The organism is Fischerella sp. JS2 (assembly GCF_032393985.1).
Classification (GTDB): domain Bacteria; phylum Cyanobacteriota; class Cyanobacteriia; order Cyanobacteriales; family Nostocaceae; genus Fischerella.
In genome coordinates this window covers 5624619-5644139 of record NZ_CP135918.1, presented here as the reverse complement: position 1 = coordinate 5644139, position 19521 = coordinate 5624619, and the positions used below count along the sequence as shown (strand labels likewise).

General features: G+C 39.7%; 19 protein-coding genes. 11 read left to right on the top strand and 8 right to left on the bottom strand.

Translation table 11 applies throughout. From position 1 onward, the window contains the following. Positions 1-76 precede the first annotated feature (76 nt). Positions 77-307, bottom strand: coding sequence for a photosystem II protein, Psb35-related (locus tag RS893_RS24035; RefSeq protein ID WP_396336385.1), 231 nt, complete (start codon positions 305-307; stop codon positions 77-79). A 295-nt stretch (positions 308-602) separates the two neighbouring features. Between RS893_RS24035 and RS893_RS24030 the strand changes: the two genes are divergently transcribed. After that, the gene (locus tag RS893_RS24030; protein WP_315788193.1) at positions 603-884 is read left to right on the top strand and encodes a hypothetical protein; all 282 of its coding nucleotides are present in this window, start codon (positions 603-605) and stop codon (positions 882-884) included. Further along, entirely contained in the window at positions 823-1902 is a 1080-nt protein-coding gene (locus RS893_RS24025) for a hypothetical protein (protein WP_315788192.1), read from the top strand. The genes RS893_RS24030 and RS893_RS24025 overlap by 62 nt, the downstream gene beginning before the upstream one ends. Before the next feature lie 463 nt (positions 1903-2365). Here RS893_RS24025 and petA read toward each other — a convergent pair whose 3' ends face one another. Together petA and petC are read right to left on the bottom strand one after the other, a co-directional pair. Further along, complete coding sequence (gene petA, locus RS893_RS24020; protein ID WP_315788191.1) at positions 2366-3367, bottom strand: cytochrome f; 1002 nt, start codon at positions 3365-3367, stop codon at positions 2366-2368. 109 nt (positions 3368-3476) lie between these two features. Beyond that, the gene (gene petC / locus RS893_RS24015) at positions 3477-4016 is read right to left on the bottom strand and encodes a cytochrome b6-f complex iron-sulfur subunit (RefSeq protein WP_315788190.1); all 540 of its coding nucleotides are present in this window, start codon (positions 4014-4016) and stop codon (positions 3477-3479) included. Positions 4017-4243: 227 nt separating this feature from the next. On the opposite strand from petC, the gene RS893_RS24010 reads away from it, so the two are divergent. The 3 genes from RS893_RS24010 (at position 4244) to RS893_RS24000 (ending at position 6586) form a co-directional block, all read left to right on the top strand. Continuing rightward, complete coding sequence (locus tag RS893_RS24010; protein WP_009458069.1) at positions 4244-4552, top strand: DUF3067 family protein; 309 nt, start codon at positions 4244-4246, stop codon at positions 4550-4552. Between the two features lie 250 nt (positions 4553-4802). Beyond that, positions 4803-5267, top strand: coding sequence for a GNAT family N-acetyltransferase (locus RS893_RS24005; RefSeq protein WP_315788189.1), 465 nt, complete (start codon positions 4803-4805; stop codon positions 5265-5267). Between the two features lie 350 nt (positions 5268-5617). Beyond that, positions 5618-6586, top strand: coding sequence for an SGNH/GDSL hydrolase family protein (locus RS893_RS24000; RefSeq protein ID WP_315788188.1), 969 nt, complete (start codon positions 5618-5620; stop codon positions 6584-6586). A gap of 193 nt (positions 6587-6779) precedes the next feature. Here RS893_RS24000 and RS893_RS23995 read toward each other — a convergent pair whose 3' ends face one another. Then, positions 6780-7445, bottom strand: a complete 666-nt coding sequence (locus RS893_RS23995) for a response regulator transcription factor (RefSeq protein WP_315788187.1) — start codon at positions 7443-7445, stop codon at positions 6780-6782. A gap of 541 nt (positions 7446-7986) precedes the next feature. On the opposite strand from RS893_RS23995, the gene RS893_RS23990 reads away from it, so the two are divergent. Further along, the gene (locus tag RS893_RS23990; protein ID WP_315788186.1) at positions 7987-8706 is read left to right on the top strand and encodes a rhomboid family intramembrane serine protease; all 720 of its coding nucleotides are present in this window, start codon (positions 7987-7989) and stop codon (positions 8704-8706) included. A 68-nt stretch (positions 8707-8774) separates the two neighbouring features. Here the strand turns inward: RS893_RS23990 and smpB are convergent, their stop codons facing one another. Further along, positions 8775-9242 (bottom strand): SsrA-binding protein SmpB, encoded by a 468-nt coding sequence (gene smpB, locus RS893_RS23985; protein ID WP_315788185.1) that lies wholly within the window; start codon positions 9240-9242, stop codon positions 8775-8777. Between the two features lie 260 nt (positions 9243-9502). Here smpB and RS893_RS23980 point away from each other — a divergent pair, with 260 nt between their 5' ends. Continuing rightward, entirely contained in the window at positions 9503-9796 is a 294-nt protein-coding gene (locus RS893_RS23980) for a WGxxGxxG family protein (protein WP_315788184.1), read from the top strand. A 112-nt stretch (positions 9797-9908) separates the two neighbouring features. On the opposite strand, the gene RS893_RS23975 is transcribed toward RS893_RS23980, so the two are convergent. Together RS893_RS23975 and RS893_RS23970 are read right to left on the bottom strand one after the other, a co-directional pair. Next, positions 9909-11342, bottom strand: a complete 1434-nt coding sequence (locus tag RS893_RS23975; protein ID WP_315788183.1) for an IctB family putative bicarbonate transporter — start codon at positions 11340-11342, stop codon at positions 9909-9911. A 250-nt stretch (positions 11343-11592) separates the two neighbouring features. Further along, positions 11593-13155 (bottom strand): GAF domain-containing sensor histidine kinase, encoded by a 1563-nt coding sequence (locus RS893_RS23970; RefSeq protein ID WP_315788182.1) that lies wholly within the window; start codon positions 13153-13155, stop codon positions 11593-11595. A 462-nt stretch (positions 13156-13617) separates the two neighbouring features. Between RS893_RS23970 and RS893_RS23965 the strand changes: the two genes are divergently transcribed. From RS893_RS23965 to RS893_RS23950, 4 genes are all read left to right on the top strand, one after another. Further along, positions 13618-14787: a DegT/DnrJ/EryC1/StrS aminotransferase family protein gene (locus tag RS893_RS23965; protein ID WP_315788181.1), complete on the top strand. Its 1170-nt coding sequence runs from the start codon at positions 13618-13620 to the stop codon at positions 14785-14787. A 99-nt stretch (positions 14788-14886) separates the two neighbouring features. Beyond that, positions 14887-15783 carry a cyanoexosortase B gene (gene crtB / locus RS893_RS23960; RefSeq protein ID WP_315788180.1) on the top strand — a complete coding sequence of 299 codons (897 nt, stop codon included), beginning with the start codon at positions 14887-14889 and terminating at the stop codon, positions 15781-15783. Positions 15784-15913: 130 nt separating this feature from the next. Further along, a complete protein-coding gene (msrA, locus tag RS893_RS23955; RefSeq protein WP_315788179.1) occupies positions 15914-16570 on the top strand; it encodes a peptide-methionine (S)-S-oxide reductase MsrA in 657 nt (218 codons plus the stop codon). Between the two features lie 720 nt (positions 16571-17290). Then, the gene (locus RS893_RS23950; protein WP_315788178.1) at positions 17291-18166 is read left to right on the top strand and encodes an SDR family NAD(P)-dependent oxidoreductase; all 876 of its coding nucleotides are present in this window, start codon (positions 17291-17293) and stop codon (positions 18164-18166) included. Positions 18167-18295: 129 nt separating this feature from the next. On the opposite strand, the gene RS893_RS23945 is transcribed toward RS893_RS23950, so the two are convergent. Further along, entirely contained in the window at positions 18296-19495 is a 1200-nt protein-coding gene (locus tag RS893_RS23945) for a serine/threonine-protein kinase (protein ID WP_315788177.1), read from the bottom strand. Positions 19496-19521: the final 26 nt, after the last annotated feature.

Genomic DNA, 19521 nt, shown 5'->3' with positions numbered 1-19521 from the left:
CTAGTGAATTCACTAGGGGTTGCTAAATACTCTCAAATAAACCATCTTTTTCTGAAAGAAACCCAATGTCTGCACTTTAGTTGGGAAGTACGTTGCTAGCATAGGCATCCATCCCATAGGCAGGAGTGCGATCGCTATAGTCTATATCCTTACCAGTGATGGATTTAGCCAGTTTTTCAAAAGATTCAGAACGCCAGTTACGTTCGTGGATAGGCTTTCTTTGTTCTCCCAGGAAGTAAGCCATAGAACCCAGTAAGGAAGCTGCTACCCAACCAACAATGAACAATCCTATCAAGATAGTCATCATAATCTTTAGCTCCTTAATTTAATTTTTATTGCTTTATATAAATAAATGTAACAAATATTTGAAAATTAAGTAATGGTGTGAATACCGAAAAAAAGATAGGGTATTCCACACCCATCCCGTGCAGGTGCGTCTCTACCTTCTGCCTCCTGCCTCCTGCCCTCTGCCTTTCCCTGGTCAGCAATATTTTCTCATCTCCCCTATTTCTCCCCGATTGTTTCTTAATTTACTAAATATCAAATTCATCAAAGCCATTGAGAAATGGTTTTAACTCTACTCTCCAATTAGGAAAATGCACATGAGCTATAAAACCAGTTTGTTACCCGCAGTGATGATATCTGTTGCGGCTATTAATACTCTTACCGCACCAGCATCAGCTGAGACTGCTTCAGTGAGTAACGGAAAACAAGTAGTTCCTGCCGTTTTGAGCGTCCGTCCGCCGTCTGAATATCCTGTACCGGAAAGACTTACCGAATACACAAATTCTATTGCTGATGCTACCAATCTCTCCATGAGAAATGAGCATTGTGCCACCATCTCTGGCAGTGATAACGGATGGGATGACAGTGACTGCTTCTAATTATCAACCCCATATAGCTATTGTGACGGTTGAGGAGGATTTTCATGCCTATGCGATTCGGAAAACCTTGCAAGACCGTCATCAAGTCAAATGCGACATTATCGAAACTGACCGATTAGCTGATAGTGGTAAACTCACTTGGTCGCCGACAGCAGCTTATGCGCCAATTCTCCCCACTCTTGGCGGACAAGAAGTAAATGTGCAGGAGCTAGATGTCATTTGGTGGCGGCGACCTAGTGGGACTTCATGGAAAAAATCTCACCAACCTCAACTACCACCTGATGTAGTGGATGAGGCAGCCATAGATGTCATTTTGAATGATTGTATGGCGAGTTTTACTGGCATCATGCTCAACGAATTTCGGGGCGTGTGGATTAATCATCCTGATGCTAGTCGCAAAGCAGAGAACAAACTGTCGCAATTACGAGCAGCATTGCAAGCAGGCTTACGCGTTCCTAAAACTTTAGTGAGTCAAGACCCTCAGATTATCCGCGATTTTTGTACGGCTTTGAATAACCAAGTGATCGTCAAGACAGTCGCGGGTACAACTAAAGCCCCATTAACCACCAACCAGGTCAACCATGCTTTGTTATCCTGCGATCAAACATTACGATTATCGCCAGCCATTTATCAGGAAATGATTTCTGGTACTCGTCATTTGCGAGTGAATGCGTTTGGTGATAAGTTTTACGCAGCTTTAATCACTTGCGATCACTTGGATTGGCGTGTTCATCTGGATGAGGTAGTTGTAGAACCCTATCAACTGCCAAAGGAAACTGAGACTGGTCTAGGTACATTCATGAATATACTGGGGCTACGGATGGGCATCTTTGATTTGAAATTGGATGCCAACGGCGAACCTATTTGGTTAGAGGTCAATCCCCAAGGTCAATTTTTATTTGTTGAAGGACTTTCTGATATGAAGTTAGCAGATGCATTTGCCGATTTCTTATTTCAAGAAGCGACAAGTTACACATCAAAATTTAAAACTCAGGAATCAAACAAGCTACATACTTAGCTTTGAATTCTAAGTTTTTATAGCAAAATGTTACGGTTCAATGCGTGATTCAATTCCCTTATAGGTTATGAATTTCCCACCTTACCCAAAATTACTTTGAGTAGGGTGGTTTTTTATGACTAATATTCATCAGTTCAATACACACATTTTAGTTTTATATATGTCCGCTAGAACACTTATATTATTCGTTGGGGTCGGTAATGAGTGATTATACCAATTTTGGCTTTTAGGATTTTGGATTTTGGATTGAAAGTCTTTATTGCAAAACTGTTTCTGTAATTTCAAACAATGCTACCTATCACAAATTTGGTATTATTAGTTATTTTTTCACTATGTCCAATGCTTAATGCCCAAGCTTTATATCATAAGCAATTAGTTGGACATCATATTATATGTAACAAAATTAAATATAAAAAAAGACAGGTAAATTGCCTGTCTTACACTTGATAATTCTAATCAAAATTTAGAAATTCATTTCAGCTGCTTGGACTTTTTCAACTTGCTTCTTCTTCAGAATTAGCATGATTTGAGCTAACATTACCAAGCAGATGAATGCAATCATCCATTTAACTCTGTTGGGATCTTGCAGTACGATTTCTGTGTCATCTTGACCAAAGCCACCAACGTTAGGATTATTGGTCAAAGCATCGCCATTTTTGACTGCTTGTCCTTCAGAAACAATCAACTCAGGACCAGCTGGAATTGTATCGACAACTGTTTCGCCAGAGTCAGTTTGAATGCTAAGTTGATACTTAACGCTACCGTATTCATCTTCCTCTTTGGCAATTTTGGTAATTGTGCCAGTAGCGGAAGCTGTGTAAACAGTATTGTTGCTCTTTTCGCCAGTGGGATAAACTTGTCCGCGTCCCCGGTTAGCACCCAAGTGAACTGCATATTTGCCGAAGTGAATGTTCTTGTCGCTGGCCGGATCAGGGGAAAGAACTGGGAAGACGATTTCTTGGTACTGTTCGCCAGGGATGGGTCCGACAAGGAGGACGTTATCTTGTCCTTCTTTATAAGGCTGGAAGTAAACATCGCCTACTTCTTCTTTCAATTCTTCAGGAATGCGATCTTCGGGAGCAATCTTGAAGCCTTCTGGCAACATTAACACAGCACCGACGTTCAAACCAACTTTGGAACCGTCAGCACCTACTTGTTGAACGTTGGTGTTGTAAGGAATTTTGACTACCGCTTTAAATACTGTATCAGGTAGAACTGATTGAGGAACTTCTACTTCCGCAGGCTTAGCTGCTAGGTGGCAGTTAGCGCACACAATCCTTCCTGTCGGTTCGCGGGGTGTTTCTGGATAGGTTTGCTGGGCCCAAAATGGATAAGCGGCAGCAGATTGAGGTACGGCTAGATCGCTAGTGAAGAAAAATGTCAAAGTAGCGATCGCAATGAGCAATGTTTTGGTAATTACTCTAGCACTACGAGTTAGTCTCGCTGGTGTCAAGGCTTTTCTCATCTCTTAAGGACTAGTTTCTAGGAGCAACGTCAAATAATACAGGAGAGTTGTTATCAGTTATCAGTTACCGGGTTTGCTTATTCACTAACTGTTCACTGTTCACTGAAATTTAGGCCCACCAAGGTTCTTCGCCTGTGCGGAAGTCAGTTTCTGTCCAAGGAGTGAGGACAATTTTATCATCTTGTGTAGAGGCGTGAGACAAAGCCAAAGATAGCGGTGCAGGTCCCCGGACAACTTTACCGGTTGCATCATATTGAGAACCGTGACACGGACACTTGAATTTGTTCTCAGCAGCGTTCCAAGGTACAACACAACCCAAGTGGGTGCAAACCGCATTAATTCCGTAATCAGTAATTGCTTCTTTGCTTTCTACCACAATATAAGTGGGGTCGCCCTTTAGTCCCTGAACTAGAACGCGATCGCCCACATTATGGCTTTCTAGAAACTTGCTGACACTGACATCGTTACCCAATTCATCTTTGGCAGTTGTACCACCACCAGCACCACCACTTGCAGGCGGGATAAAATACTTGACAACGGGAAATAATACTCCTGCGGCAACTCCGGTTACAGTTCCAAAAGTGAGAAGATTCATGAACTGGCGTCGCCCCATATCGGGTACGTCCATTGATTCGGAAAATTGAGCCATAATTTACGCGTTCTTGGTGTATTTTGTAAACAATTTTGACTTGAGTTCTAATTATCGAGAAACTCATGCCTATGTTTTGATGCCCATGCCCACAAAGACGCCAGTTTTTCTTTTTAAGATATTTCTAGCATCTTTTCTTGTAGCATTACATTTCTTTATATTCTTATCATACTTGAGTAACTGAACTTAACATCATAACTAAATGTAAAATATAATTGAGAACAGTCATGACAGGACAAGAATTACGTCAACTGCTGCTAGAAAAGTGGGGACGCTCTTATGATGTTCAGCTGCGCCGCACTCAAGGTAAAATATTTTTGCAAGTCATGTGGAAATATCTAGAACAAGCTTCTTTTCCCTTAAGTGAGGCTGAGTACCAAGAGCATTTGGATAGTATTGCAAACTATCTGAATTATTTAGGTGGAACAGCACAGGTACAAGAATTTATTCAAGGAACACGAGAACGTCCACGACTTGGGAAAGCTGTCAGTATTCCTCTAGACTTAGGAGAACGTTCAACGGAATGGTTAATATAAACTTTTATAAGTCTGTAAGTTTAAAACAGTAACTTCTGCTAAATATTTATTTGTTTTCACATACTTGTTCACTCTTTTAATTGCTAGCTAATACCCTAATAAGATTTTGGATTTGAGAATTTGGATTGATGTCATTCCCTTTATTGCAATCCTTTTTTAAATTGGTATAACCAGATAAACAATATAAAATTTACTACTAATGACTAAAAGCTGGAACGCGAATTTGCTTTTATTTGCGCCGAATTTTCTTATGAAAAAAGATGATTTATCTTTACCATCTAGTTGCATTCTCCGCAAAGCAACATCTACTGATATCTGGTCAATTCGCTGGTTGGTGCTGTCAGCTAAACTTGACCCGACACAATTAAATTGGCAACAATTCTGGGTGATTGAATGTGAACAACAAGTAGTAGCTTGTGGACAACTACGTAAGTTTTCCGGCGCACAAGAACTTGGTAGTTTAGTAGTCAAAGCAAATTGGCGCGATCGCAATTTGGGGAGTGTTCTGACTCAGCAATTAATCCATGTTGCTACTCAACCGCTATACCTGGAGTGTTTGGGTCAGCGTCTGGCTGAATTTTATCACAGGTTTGGTTTTGTACCTATTTGTTTTGAAGATTTACCGCGATCGCTTCAGCGCAAGTTTCAATTATCTGAGTTAGGAAAAAAGTTGCGGATTGTGCCTGTAGTATTCATGCATTACCAAGATAACTAAGTCATTTGATATACTCACCGTCCTAAAGGGTCGGTGATTCTTGATGTCTCACAGCAACAATCATTAGCTGATTGCAAAAAACAATTCAGCACTCAAAAGATATTGTCATGAAGATTGCTCACCTAGTAAAAACTCTAATGTTTTGGTAACAATAGTAATTAATTAGACATGCTCGACACTAGCTAAATACATTAAAGATATTGTAAAACTAATCTCACAAGCTAGCTAATTACACTTATTCAGTGTAAATACTGTAAAAGGTGATAATTTAGCTAATGAAGAATTTTCCTGATACCAGCTAAAAAACGCTGATTTTGGGAAAAAGAGCAATTATTGGGAGAAATTACGATATGAGGGATGTTTATCTGTTGGCAGCAGGCTTGTTAACAGGATTAGTTTTACCAGCATCGACTTTACCACAACAATCTATTTTTCATACTGATGATTATCCAGTACACGGAAAGAACAAAGAAAACTTACAGCCAGTAGTAAGTGAGACATTAGTCCCCACGTTGGAAACTTCTTCACCAGAATTTAGCGAGCAAAATTTGCCTGTAGCAACAGAATTATTTTTAACACCAAGCTATGAACCTATTTGGAAGCCTACGTCTGGAAACGAACTTTATTATCATAGATTAGCTGCTCTCAAAGCTGGTCAAATTTATACACGCATAGCCGAGGAAGAATTAAAGACATTATGGGATGGTAATAACCATCAATTAACTTATGAAGATTGGAAAAGTTTGTTAGCGATGGAAGCCAAAGCAATGGCCAAGGGTCAAGGTAAAAATCGCTTGAGTATCCTTCTTGGCGATTCCTTGAGTATGTGGTTTCCGAAAGAAATGCTCAAGCATGAAAATTTGTGGTTGAATCAGGGAATTTCCGGCGATACTTCTAGTGGTGTTTTAAAAAGATTATCGGCTTTTGCCAAAACTAAACCGAGTGTCATTTATGTCATGGTTGGGATTAACGACCTACGCCAAGGTAAAAGTAATGAAACGATTTTAAGCAATTATCGCTTGATTATCCGACGCTTACGACAAAATCATCCAGAGAGTATAATTATTATTCAATCTATCTTGCCAAGCCGCTTGTCTACTATTCCTAATAACCGCATTCGTACTCTCAATCATCAACTTGCTTTGATTGCCCAAAAAGAAGGAGTAAATTATCTCAATCTCTATAGTTGGTTTGCAGATTTTGAAGGAAACTTGCGGGAAGATTTAACCACAGATGGTTTACACCTAAGCGAAAATGGATATGAAGTTTGGCGATCAGCAATTGAACGAATAGAATCTCAACTAGCTTTTGGTTCTTAGAGCGATCGCAACAAAAATAATCACTTTGTTAATAAAATTGTTTACTAACTTGTATAAAATTCACAAGCTACAAATATTTTGTTTTTAATAGGGGTTAGGAATTAGTTAACAGTTAACAGTTAGTAATAGAATTTGACAACTGATAACTGATAATTAATAACTGAACTACACTACGCCCCCCTACACTTTCTAATCACTCTACTAGACCATGTTTCATTGCAAAGCGCACTAATTCAGCTCTATTGCTAGCGCCTGTTTTTCTCAATAAACTGCTGACGTACTTTTCCACTGTCCGAGGACTTAGGTGCAACTTTTGACCCATATCAGCATTAGAAAGACCATGAGTCAAAAGTTCTAGAACTTCTCGTTCTCTAGGAGTCAGTTCTAAGAACCACTGGGATTTTTGAATCTCATTTAACTGTGAGCCGTTACCATCCAAAGTGTTGGTATTTTCTAGATGAGAAAGACGGTATGCAGATTGAATAATTTGTGATCGCGCCAATAAATTACGAATAGCTGCTCCTAACTCTTCTAATTCAAAAGGCTTGGGTAAATACAAATCACACCCAGATTGATAACCAAGAATTCTTTCCTGTGTTTTTGTTCTTGCTGTCAACAAAATTACTGGTAGCAAACGAAATTCAGATTTTTGGCGGACTTGGCGTACCAGTTCATAACCGTTCATTCGTGGCATGACAATATCAGTAACCATCAAATCAGGATGGTACTCTTCCACCTTTGCTAAAGCTTCTTGACCGTCATCAGCAACAATTACCGAGTAGCCAGACAGTTCAAGATAATCGCTGATAGACAGACGAGTGCCCGGATCGTCATCCACTACAAGGATCGTCAAGGGCATGGACTGTACACCCCTAGCATTTTTTACTAATAAATTTGCTTCTATGATCACTATCAGTGAATACAAATAATAATAGTACTCTTATGTTTCATACTATGACAGGAGTAATAGCTAATCACTCTCCAAAGGTTGAATTGCTAAGTTTTTCTACCATCGGTAAGAGGAATTGTTATATAAAGTAACTATGGAAAAATCAGACACTCCAGAATCTATATCATTAAATATAAAAATATTTACAAATTTTAACAAAATATTCAGCATAGAACTAAAAAATAAAGTATTTTTTAGGTATATACATACATAATATGTAGTTCCAAGAAAAAAATTGAACATAAAACAGTAGATAAATCAAGACAAATAAATATAACCGTAAATTTGAAGTTAGCACATAAGTATCTGTTGTTTATAAGGCATTCATGACATTTACTTACTTCAAAAATATCTTCGGCTCACCTTGCTAAATCTATCCAGAGGTAAGAAGAAAAGACTTAACAAATTATGTATTGTGTAGATTAGTTTTGAAAAAGCAAGAAAAAAGCCTGTGGTTCCAATTAGAGATAATAATCCAACCAAAATCACGCCCTATGTGACTTATGGGCTAATTGCTGTTAATGTTGTAGCATTTCTTTATGAATCTAGTCTCCCTCCCCAATATTTAGATGGATTCTTTCACTTATTTGCAGTAGTACCGCGAGAACTTACAGCTAGTTTTGCAGGTATTTCTGTAAATCAGCCCGTACCAGAGTGGGTAACTTTATTTACTGCCCAATTTTTACATGGTGGTTTGCTACACCTTGGTGGCAACATGTTGTTTTTGTGGATCTTTGGTAACAATGTCGAAGACAAATTAGGTCATATTAAATATTTATTTTTCTATTTAGCTAGTGGTGTTCTAGCAACATTAGCTCAATGGTACTTTTCCCAAAATTCTGCTATTCCCTCATTAGGAGCAAGTGGTGCGATCGCTGGTGTTTTGGGAGCATACATCATTCGCTTTCCCCAAGCTGAAGTTCTTGGCGTTGTTCCCTTGGGATTTTTCTTCCCTACCTTCCGTGTACCAGCATACTTTTTTCTAGGATTTTGGTTTATTGAACAAGCTTTCTACGGTCTTGCTAGTCTAGAAGCACCAACAAACATTGGTATGGAAAACGGAGGTATTGCCTACTGGGCCCATGCTGGTGGTTTTGTGGTTGGGGCAATTCTTGGCCCGATACTGGGATTATTTCAACAAGATTCAGAGCAAGAAAAATATAATTGGTAGTCATTGGTCAATGGTCAATGGTCAATAGACACTTGACAATTGACAATTGACTCTTGACAATGGACTTTTTAATAATTTTTCATTGCCCGTTGCATTTCGCGCTGGTCTTGACGTTTTTTAATATCCTCTCGTTTGTCATGTAACTTTTTACCTTTAACAAGGGCGATACTAACTTTCACCCAACCGCGTTTGAGATACATCTTTAAAGGAACCAAAGTCAATCCCTGCTGCTCTACCTTACCAATTAGCTTGCGAATTTCTTGGCGATGCAGCAGTAATTTGCGTGTACGACGTGGTTCATGGTTAAAATACTGTCCACTGGCAGTATAAGGGGAAATATGCACGTTAATCAGCCATACCTCTCCATTGCGGATTAAAGCATAGCCATCTTGAAGATTTACCCTACCTGCACGAATTGATTTTACCTCAGTCCCCGTCAACTGAATACCAGCTTCGTAGGTTTCAAGAATTTCGTACAAATACCGGGCTTGCCGATTGTCACTAATAACCTTATAACCGTCGCTCTTATCACTCATTGAAAATGTTACTTGCGTCTAAATAATAACTAAAAAAATCCTTGAGGTTGCCTAGTTAATTTATAAAAGGCCATTAAACCAATATAATATGCCCAACTGGATATTAGTCCTATCCTAGCTTTTCTTAGAATGGCTGCGTTGTATATATCTTAAGCAAGAGTATATAAGGTTTTTAGTTTCCAGCTGTAGATTGATTTTGTTGTGATGGCAAGTCGGTAGAGTGGTGAATAAATTTGCAACAGATTCAGGAAAGCATCATTATGAAAAACAACTTCAGCAAAATGGTTAGCGCTAGTGTCCTCACTTTGGGCATGACAATTCTCCCCTTAACCATACCCGCGCAAGCACAAACCACCACAGATCCCACGATTAATAATCCTAATAATCCGAATGCACCAACTACCGGAGTTTATTATGATAGAGGTTTTGACTGGGGATGGTTAGGATTACTCGGTTTGTTAGGTTTAGCAGGTTTAGCAGGCAGGAAGCGTAACGATGAGTCAACTCGTTATCGCGATCCGAACGCTGTAGGTAGTAGCACCTATAGAGAATAATTCTACATACACCGTCCAATCACAACCAAACTAAAAACTGTAGTACTTTAGCAAGATGATAAAAAATGAAAAGCCTTGAGAGGTATTCTACTCAAGGCTTTTTTTACAAACTTTAATCTGTCCCAAGTTCTGGATGCAGTGAATTTACTTGTCGGTTATGGTCTGATACCACAGGATTCCAGTAGCTGGCAACTAAAGCAACTAAAAGCCACCAGACACTATTAACTACAGGGCGATACCACACAGTGTCTACAAAACCATGACCTAGCATACCTACTAAAGCAGCGATCGCTCCAATTAACCACAAACCATCTACGCTATTTAATTGTCGGAATCTTTGCAGTTGCAACCAACCTGTATTAAATATTACTAGTAGTAACCAAATGAAACTAACCAAACCAACAATTCCGGTTTCCACAGTCACTTCTAACAAAATCGAGTAGGCGCTTAAAGCGTTATACCGAGGTAGTTGGTAGAGTGGATAAATCTCATTAAAAACATCATGTCCAGGCCCAATACCAAAAATCGGAAAGTCTTGGATCATTCTGAACACCGCAGTCCAAACATTTATACGGAAGTTATTACTACTATCTTCACGCCCCGCAAAAATACTGTTAATGCGTAAGCGAAAAGTTTCCGAAACGCCAAACATGATTGCAAAAAAAGCTACAAAACACCCTAACAGTATGGGTACTAACCAGATACGCCAAAACCGGGGTAAGTAATCAGCGTACCAATAGCGTAATAGCAAGACAGCAGCAACTAGTGCGATCGCCAAACCAATAAAGCCACCACGACTGTCAGCAAAACGAAAGCAGGCAAGATTCACAACCAACATAGTGATAGCCAACCCTTTACGCAGCCATCCTCGCCAAGCAAACACCGCCGCCAAACTCAAAATCACAGCTGGTAACAAATATCCAGCCAGCAAATTTGGATTACCCAAATAACTATAGACCCTGGTATTTTTAGACAATGGAGATTCAGGGTCAACCCAAGTTGCCAGCTGTGCAGCACCAAAAATCTTCTGCCGCACACCATAGATACTGACAACTAAGGACACATGTAAGTATAAAACCAGTAAAAAAGCTCGAATCCGGGGCGATTTAAGTATCCTGGCACACAGAGCAAACAGCACTAAATAAAGTGTAAAATTTATTAATCCTTCTAAAGCTGCTTTTTTCTCTGGTGATAAGGCCGTAGCAACCACGCAGACTCCCCAATACAGCAACACCAGCAAGTGAATAGGGGTAGCAAATAAATTATTTGAGGAGCTTACCTCATCAGACAAAGTTAACAGTAGCCAAAATCCTGTACAAGCAGCTAACAAAACCCCAAGTAGGGTTGTATTCGCTGCGGTAAAAGGTGCTAACACTAACACCAAGCTGACTAAGGTAGCCGCTATGATATCTCCCCACTGCATTAAAATACTGCTTTGCCGCCAAGAGCGCAGCACTCCTACTAGAGAACCATGCAGGTAGCTAGAGTCCAGGTATTCCTGGAGTGGAAGATAAGATAATGTGAATTTTCGCCAGATTATATTCATAGATGCTGTAAGCAACTAGCACAGAGCGTAGAACTTGGATTTAATGATAGTTCGGTATTTTTCAAAAATAGAAAAATTTCCAGTCCATAGTCCATGCTAATTGAAGACAGACATCCGATTTTAGATTTTGGATTTTGGATTTGTATTCCGACTGAGTGAAATACTCAGGTGGTAAAGACATCCGCTAACAGGATTTTAGATTTTGAATTGGTTTTCTATGGAATTTGCGGGTTGTATCCTACGAGTGTGACTAGGAAGCAGTTGTTGAGGAAATATCGCTCAAAACTTCTGCTTTTTCTTGATTTAGTGGCAAACTCAGGATATAGCGGAATCCTGCCTCTGGTGATCCTTGAATTGAAAGATACCCGCCGTGTAATTCTGCTAAATGACAACTGAGCAGTAAACCTAGGCTTTCCCGCGAGAGAGAACCAGAACGCCTAGTTGTATTGAGGATACTTGATGTCGAAACTTTCACAGTTTGTGATTTGTCTAAGCCTAATGGCAGACTAGATACATCTTCTTGATCTTCCAACAGAGCATTAAATTCGGCGGCTGTCTCTTCTGTTAGTTCTAGCAACGGCACTGCACTCAGACGAAAATAAGGATCAACCTCGGTGATTCCATCTCCCAGCCAAGGATGGGAAACCCACACCGTAATGTTAAGCGTATTTTCCTTATGAGAAACATGAATTCGCACAACACTACCTGTAGCAGAAAGTTGAATCACACTAAAAATCAGGTGATAGAGTATCTGTCGCACCTTGTCTTTATCCAAAAGCCAAATGCGATTGCGTCCAGGTTCAAGAGATAGGCGAATATCCTGCTCACGGCGATTAGCAGCCTCTTCCAGAGTATTAATTGCTTGTTGACACAGCATTTCAATATCTACAGACGATAGATTCAAAGCTGTCTCAGTTTCATCCATTGCTCCCAGTTCAGAAATTTCATTTACCAGAGAAAGCAGGTATCTACCGCTATGTTGGATAATGTCTAAATATTCTCTCTGCTTGGTAGTCAAAGGCCCATAAATTTCACGTCCCAAAACACTAGCCATACCCAGTACAGATGTTAAAGGTGTACGTAACTCCTGGGTTAACTGTTCCAACAGTTCTAACTTTAGTTGACTAGTAGGAACTGAACTGGTTGGCAAAGTAATTGGACTGATTCTAATTTCACTTTCACTCTTTTTAGGCTCTGGGAGTGACCAGTCAGAAACGCTATGCGCTGTTTTTATTTCTGAAGTCGCTTGCAGGAGTCGGTTGCGTTCAAATTCGCTCATACTCCAACGAGCGATGATTTGTAAAAACTCAATGTCTCGATTGGTAAAATTGCGTGGCACTAAATCCATTACTGCCAATGCGCCCAAACAATTTCCACAAGCATCAAATAGTGGCGCTCCTAAATAAGCACGAATGCCATAATCCTCCACTAATTTGCTAGCAACAGTACTGCCTGCATCTCCTAGCTTTTTGGTATCATTTATAACTATAGTTTGCGAATTTTCTACTACTTGAGTGCAAAAAGACTCCTGACGTAGTAATTGGCGATTTTGCGCTAACTGATTCATTAATCCCAATCTAGATAAGCCTACTGCTGATTTGAACCAATGGCGTTCTTGATCGACAAATCCCAAAATCGAAATTGGTGCTTCCAAAAAGTGAGCAGCAGTTTGAGTAGCTTCTTCAAAAACTGGAATTGTTTCTGGTTGTCGTAACCCTAATTCTGACAATGCCCTGAGACGTTGTTGTTCTCTCGTTTCTGGAGATGCCCAACCATCCTTTAAAGACAACAATTTATTTTCCGACTCTACCATTACCACTGTCACCTTGATAATTCTAGATAATGTAATTTATATAACCACTGTTTATGGGTTATTCGCTATTATTCAGCATTCCCCAATTTTGTGTCCGATCAACAAAGTAGATGTAAAATTTTTCACTCGTCAAAAGATTTTTGCATAGTTAGAATACTGGTTATATATTAGTCATTTTGTCTGAGTTTAGTGCCTTAGACCTACTCATAACTAGCTTTTTACTCAAATTGGTCTCTAGAATTACTAGGAGTTTTGTTCTACTTCTTTCTAAGTACTACAGAAGTTTTTTCAGTATTTCGGAACCATGTACTGATCATTGCTGATTCTCATGTTGAAATCCGTTAGTATCTAATTCTACATGGGTAATATAAAACTAACGAGAATGGGTAATGGGGAATAACAAAGAAAAAAGACCAATTATCAATTACCAATTATCTGGAAAAATTTTGCTTATTACTGAAAATGAATATACCAATAACAATCCCTTTTGTAGACTTGAATTTACAACATCTGCCGATTCAAAATCGGCTGCAACAGGCAATCCAATCAGTATTAGAACGGGGAGATTTTGTTTTAGGAAAAGCACTTTCAGATTTTGAAGCAGCTTTTGCCACGGCTTCTGATACAAAATACGGAATTGGTGTTGCATCTGGAACTGATGCGATCGCTCTCGGTTTACAAGCTTGCAATATCCATCCTGGAGACGAAGTCATCTTACCAGCTAACACTTTTGTGGCAACACTCATTGGAGTTTTGCGTACAGGAGCAAAACCAATTTTAGTAGATTGCGATCCCTACACAGCTTTAATTGATTTAGAAGCAGCAGCAAAAGCAATTACAGCAAAAACAAAAGCAATTATTCCTGTACATCTTTATGGCCAAATGGTGTCACCGAAACAGCTATTAGATTTGGCTGATACCCATAAAATATTAATTTTTGAAGACGCCGCCCAAGCACATTTAGCCGAACGGGAAGGATATCGCGCTGGTTCAGTAGGTACAGCAGCTGCTTTTAGTTTTTATCCCAGCAAAAATTTAGGATCATTTGGAGATGGGGGAATACTCCTAACGCAAGATCAAGATGTAACTGAAAAAATGGTACGTTTGCGTAACTACGGTGCGTCCCGCAAGTATTTTCACACAGAAATAGGAACCAACAGCCGCTTAGATACCATCCAAGCTGCTGTGCTGCACCAAAAATTACCATATCTGCCAAACTGGAATCGCGATCGCCTTACTATTGCTCAGCATTATGATACTGAACTAGCAGCTCTAGCAACACAAGGTATTATTCCCATCCAAAACTACAGTGCTGAAGGGCATGTATACCACCTGTATGTAATTAGAATTTGTGAATCTTGTCCTGTAAATCGTTCTGTCATTCAAGAACAACTCACAGCTATAGGAATTCAAACAGGAATTCATTACCCAATTCCTTGCCATCTGCAACCAGGATTCTCGAATTTGGGCTATCAAAAGGGTGATTTTCCTCATGCAGAAATGCTAGCAAATCAAATCTTATCGTTACCTATATATCCAGGTTTAAGCAACAGCCAAATTCAGAAAGTTACAGATGCGATCGCCCGCATTCTAAAAGTTAATTCTTCCACTGAAAGCCTCTTGTTTACTTAAAGGGGAGATGGGGAGGTTTGGGGAGTGTGGGGAGTGTGAGGAGAATAAACAGTGACCAATAACGATTGACAATTGACCATTGACAAATGACCAAAATCTATGCTCAATCAGCGTTCATTTCAAAATATAATTTCACCAAAGTTGCTTAGCTTAGCCATTCTAGCTATTTTAGGTCTGCTATATGCTCCTGTGTTACTGTATTGGCTGGATGGTTGGTTACATAAAAATATCAGCACAGAACACGAATATTTTAGTCACGGTATTATTGGTTTACCTTTTGCTGCATATATAGCTTGGCTAAAACGGAAACTTTGGCAAAGACTACCAGATCATCAACATCCTTTTGGTGCTGTCCTCTTATTAATAGGAGGAATTTTTTATCTAAGTGGAGTTAGCGAATGGGTTAATCTTTCTTTGCCTGTCATGCTTTCAGGATTGTGCTTATGGTTCAAAGGCATTCCTGGCTGCAAATTACAAAAGTTTTCCTTGCTGTTAGTTTTTCTGGCAACACCAACACCACTTCCCTATTTAATTGCCCCCTATACCTTTCCTTTACAAAGTTTCATTGCTGGTACGGCAGGCTTTATTTTAAATCAGTTTGGTATGACAGTAACTGTCGATGAGATCAATATATATGTAGGAGGAAGAATTGTAGAAGTCGCTCCTTACTGTGCAGGGTTAAAAATGTTATTTACGACTCTCTATGTCGGCTTGATGCTACTTTATTGGACTAATACATTATCATCTCGACGCAAGACCATTTCATTTTTATTGATAGCCATGTTGATTAGCATTAGCGGCAATATTATTCGCAATACTTTATTAACCTACTTTCATGGTACGGGTAATGAAGGAGCTTTTCATTGGTTACATGACAGTTGGGGTGGTGATATGTTTTCTGCCGTCATGTTAATGCTATTGATACCTGTTCTAAATAATATTGATAATTTCTTCTCTGAATCTGTAGAAATTCAGCAAAAACAAGTTAGTGGGTAGAGACGTGAGGAACATCGCGTCTGTACATTAGTTGTTAGTGGGTAGAGACGCGAGGAACATCGCGTCTCTACATTAGTGGTTAAAATGTTAAGTAAAGTAAAATAATTCTCACATCTGAGAGTAAAAGTCAATGGTGCTATTTGGATTTGGTAAAAAATTAACCGTGCCTAGTCCTGAGGAAGCTTTGCCAGGACGGGCCGAAGCTATGCCAGTTACTAACCGTCATTATGTGCTAGGTAATCCGATCCAGCCTCCATTTCCAGAAGGTATGGAAATGGCTATTTTTGGTATGGGATGTTTTTGGGGTGCAGAACGCAAGTTCTGGCAACTACCTGGTGTTTATACTACTGCTGTTGGTTACGCTGCCGGCATCACTCCCAACCCTACTTATAGAGAAGTGTGTACTGGTATGACTGGTCACAACGAAGTAGTGTTAGTTGTGTATGATCCCAAGGAGATTAGTTACACCGATTTACTCAAAGTCTTTTGGGAAAATCACGATCCCACCCAAGGAATGCGTCAGGGTAACGATGTGGGTACACAGTATCGCTCTGGGATTTATGTATATTCTGAGGAACAAAAAAAACTAGCTGAAGCTTCGCGGGACACATATCAAGAAGCTCTCAGTAAAGCAGGTTACGGCAAGATCACCACAGAAATTCTCAATGCGCCGGAATTTTATTACGCTGAAGACTACCATCAACAATACCTGGCCAAAAATCCTGGTGGTTATTGCGGTTTAGGAGGGACAAATGTTGCTTGTCCTGTGGGATTAGTTGAATCTTAATTATATGGAATAAGTAAGTCGGCACAAATAAAGCTAAATAGTTGGGGTCGTCATTTGTCCTTTGTCATTGGCTATTGGGTAGGGGCAAGGGATTTTAGTATATTCAGTTTTGATGTCAAGATACACATACAAATGCTTTGCCCTTACAGGCATGTTTACTTTTCGTAACTTGCATTATGCTTATTCCCGCCGACTTACATCCTCTTTCCTTCTGCCTTCTGCCCTCTGCCTTGTTTCTTAAAAAAATTTTGGGTTGATTGTTAGAAAAATATGATAAAAACCAACAAGTATTAAGAAATGCTTATAAGTGGTGTAAATCATCAATTTTTAAATATCAATCACTAAAAATCGCTCATATTAGACTTTTTCCTTCTTTTTTAGACTTACAAAAAATATTGCTCATTCTATATATATATAATTGCTGGATATTTTTTGTTGTTAACAACTATTCAGAAATTCTTATTAAAAAATATTGCCACTACTTGAACTAATTGTTAAAGTGTGTATTGGCAGCAAGACTAGTAATCCTAGTAAAAATTACAGGAGTAAACTATGAGCCACATCCATTCTGCCGATCGCGTAAAGTGTTAATTTTCGGCTTTGGAGATGAAGTGAGATTCAGTAGTTCATTCGTCTTACCTCATACCGTGATTCCTAAAAGTCGTGATGGTGATTGTATAGCGAAGGTGCGGTAAGACTAGAATTTGGAGGTTAAAATCCATGAATATTCAAGGCAAGGTAGCTCTAATTACTGGAGCTTCCCGTGGTATTGGACGTGCCATAGCTTTAAAACTAGCGCAACAAGGTATGAAACGCTTGATTTTAGTGGCACGCGATCGCCATAAGTTGGCAGAGGTAGCTAAAGAAATCGAGGCAATAGGCGCACAAGCCACAATTATGGCATTAGATTTGACTAAACCAATCTTTGTAAATGTTGCTATTGCTCAACTTTGGCGTAGTTATGGCCCGATTCACTTGCTGATAAATTGTGCAGGTGTAGCCTACCAAAACTCCTTCTTGCAATCTAAACTACCCCAAGTTCAAGAGGAACTTTCCCTCAATTTATTAGGGACTTATACCCTAACTCATATGATGGCTCGACGCATGGCAAGTCGCAGCGAAGGAACAATTGTGAATGTCTCTAGCCTTATGGGGAAAGTGGCTGCACCGACGATGGCGACTTACTCGGCTACTAAGTTTGCCCTTTTAGGGTTTACGCAAGCTTTACGCCGCGAACTTGCTCCATACAACATCCAAGTCATTGCATTACTACCAGCTCTGACAGATACCGATATGGTACGCGACTTAGAGTTATTTCGCTGGGTGATGCCAATGACTCCCGAACAAGTAGCTCAAGCATTTGTATGTGGATTACAAAAAGACTCATCAGAAATTTTAGTTGGATGGCAAAGCCATTTAGCAGTTTGGTGTCAACGTTTTGCTCCTTGGTTGTTGGAGAAAATTTTACAAATGGCAACTCCCAAAGTTCAAGAATCTGGAAGACGAAAAGCTGGCAAGCAAAATATGTTCAGAACAAGGATGCATTCATCATCAGACTTTTCACATTTTGCAAATAGTTTTGTAAAACTCAGATAGATAATAAGGCGATCGCTCAAACTATATCTATCTTGAAAATAGGAATCGGGGATCGGGCAAGAGGTTTTCATCAAAAGGGTTGTGAGCATGAAAATTCTTACCCCTTCTGCCATCTGCCATCTGCCTTCATCACAAAAAAGATGTGAGAAATGCGATCGCAGCCATCCACAAAATAATACTAAACGGTGCGCCAATGAGCATACCAGCGATCGCCCAGCCTCTTTGATGTTCTTTGAAGTGTTGGACACTACGCCAACGTCTGCTTTTCCAAGCCCATTCATTACCTTTTATACCCATGATAACTGTCATTACCCAACCAATCGATGGGAAAAAACATAACAATCCCACCCAGACTTGATTAGTCCACAACCAAAACCAAGGCATGAGAAATGCACCCCAATTCCAACCAAGAATTTCATCGGGGACTTGCTCTTTGGTATTATTAATGCCGCAGCCAGAATTGTTTATTGTTTCCCTGCGCAGGGACACCACTCCATTTTTTCTTACCGACTGACGCACAATCTGACCAGATTTTAAAGACTCTAGCGCTTGTCGGGCAGTAGTAAATCTTTGTTCTGGTGCTGGTTGTGTCATCTTTTCCAACCAACAGACAAAACTGGGGCTAGTAGTCACTCGATCACTAAACTGAATTTGCAAATCAGATTGGGGTAAGTCGGCTGGAGGAGTACCTGTCAACAAATGAATCAAAGTCGCTCCCAATGCATAAAGATCAGACGCTGGAACTGCTCTTCCTCCATATTGTTCCATCGGTGCATAACCGTAAGTTCCGACTATGGTAAAGGTAACTCCTTCTTTTGCTGCTTTATCTTGAACTGCACCAAAATCAACTAAATAAATATGATTATCTTCTCCCCAAATCAAGTTACTCGGTTTGATATCACGATGTAGCACTGCTGGATTCAACTCATGCAATACTGTCAGAATATTTAAAACCTCAACAGCAACCTTGCGGACTTGCTTTTCTGTAAACCTTTTTCCCTGAGCAAGTTTTTCTTTCAGAGATTCACCAGGAATATATTTTTGTACCAAGCCAAACCAAAGTGTGCGATCATCAATACAAAAATAATCAACATACTGGGGAATGCGAGGATGATGAAGATGTTGAAGAATTTGAGCTTCTCGCTCAAAGAGTTTGAGATCATCCCACTGCACATTACCACCAAAGGCCAGGAGTTTGACGATCACTTGCGAGTTTTCCTGGGCAGAAGCTTGCAAATCAGTTGCTAGCCAAGTTTGGCGAACTCCATTGTTACCTAGTTGGCGTTGGAGTTGGTAACGATTTTGTAATATTTGTTCTACTTGCAGCATTTGGAACCTGCTTTCTCACCAACCTG

What these genes read in the sequence shown, in the direction of transcription:
- crtB (WP_315788180.1), top strand. Translation starts at nt 14,887, where the DNA reads ATGCTCAATCAGCGTTCATTTCAAAATATAATTTCACCAAAGTTGCTT.
- RS893_RS23945 (WP_315788177.1), bottom strand. Translation starts at nt 19,495, where the DNA reads ATGCTGCAAGTAGAACAAATATTACAAAATCGTTACCAACTCCAACGC.
- RS893_RS23975 (WP_315788183.1), bottom strand. Translation starts at nt 11,342, where the DNA reads ATGAATATAATCTGGCGAAAATTCACATTATCTTATCTTCCACTCCAG.
- RS893_RS23980 (WP_315788184.1), top strand. Translation starts at nt 9,503, where the DNA reads ATGAAAAACAACTTCAGCAAAATGGTTAGCGCTAGTGTCCTCACTTTG.
- RS893_RS24035 (WP_396336385.1), bottom strand. Translation starts at nt 307, where the DNA reads ATGATGACTATCTTGATAGGATTGTTCATTGTTGGTTGGGTAGCAGCT.
- RS893_RS23995 (WP_315788187.1), bottom strand. Translation starts at nt 7,445, where the DNA reads ATGCCCTTGACGATCCTTGTAGTGGATGACGATCCGGGCACTCGTCTG.
- RS893_RS24030 (WP_315788193.1), top strand. Translation starts at nt 603, where the DNA reads ATGAGCTATAAAACCAGTTTGTTACCCGCAGTGATGATATCTGTTGCG.
- smpB (WP_315788185.1), bottom strand. Translation starts at nt 9,242, where the DNA reads ATGAGTGATAAGAGCGACGGTTATAAGGTTATTAGTGACAATCGGCAA.
- RS893_RS23965 (WP_315788181.1), top strand. Translation starts at nt 13,618, where the DNA reads ATGAATATACCAATAACAATCCCTTTTGTAGACTTGAATTTACAACAT.
- RS893_RS24025 (WP_315788192.1), top strand. Translation starts at nt 823, where the DNA reads ATGAGCATTGTGCCACCATCTCTGGCAGTGATAACGGATGGGATGACA.
- msrA (WP_315788179.1), top strand. Translation starts at nt 15,914, where the DNA reads ATGGTGCTATTTGGATTTGGTAAAAAATTAACCGTGCCTAGTCCTGAG.
- RS893_RS23970 (WP_315788182.1), bottom strand. Translation starts at nt 13,155, where the DNA reads ATGGTAGAGTCGGAAAATAAATTGTTGTCTTTAAAGGATGGTTGGGCA.
- RS893_RS24000 (WP_315788188.1), top strand. Translation starts at nt 5,618, where the DNA reads ATGAGGGATGTTTATCTGTTGGCAGCAGGCTTGTTAACAGGATTAGTT.
- RS893_RS23950 (WP_315788178.1), top strand. Translation starts at nt 17,291, where the DNA reads ATGAATATTCAAGGCAAGGTAGCTCTAATTACTGGAGCTTCCCGTGGT.
- RS893_RS24010 (WP_009458069.1), top strand. Translation starts at nt 4,244, where the DNA reads ATGACAGGACAAGAATTACGTCAACTGCTGCTAGAAAAGTGGGGACGC.
- RS893_RS24005 (WP_315788189.1), top strand. Translation starts at nt 4,803, where the DNA reads ATGAAAAAAGATGATTTATCTTTACCATCTAGTTGCATTCTCCGCAAA.
- petC (WP_315788190.1), bottom strand. Translation starts at nt 4,016, where the DNA reads ATGGCTCAATTTTCCGAATCAATGGACGTACCCGATATGGGGCGACGC.
- petA (WP_315788191.1), bottom strand. Translation starts at nt 3,367, where the DNA reads ATGAGAAAAGCCTTGACACCAGCGAGACTAACTCGTAGTGCTAGAGTA.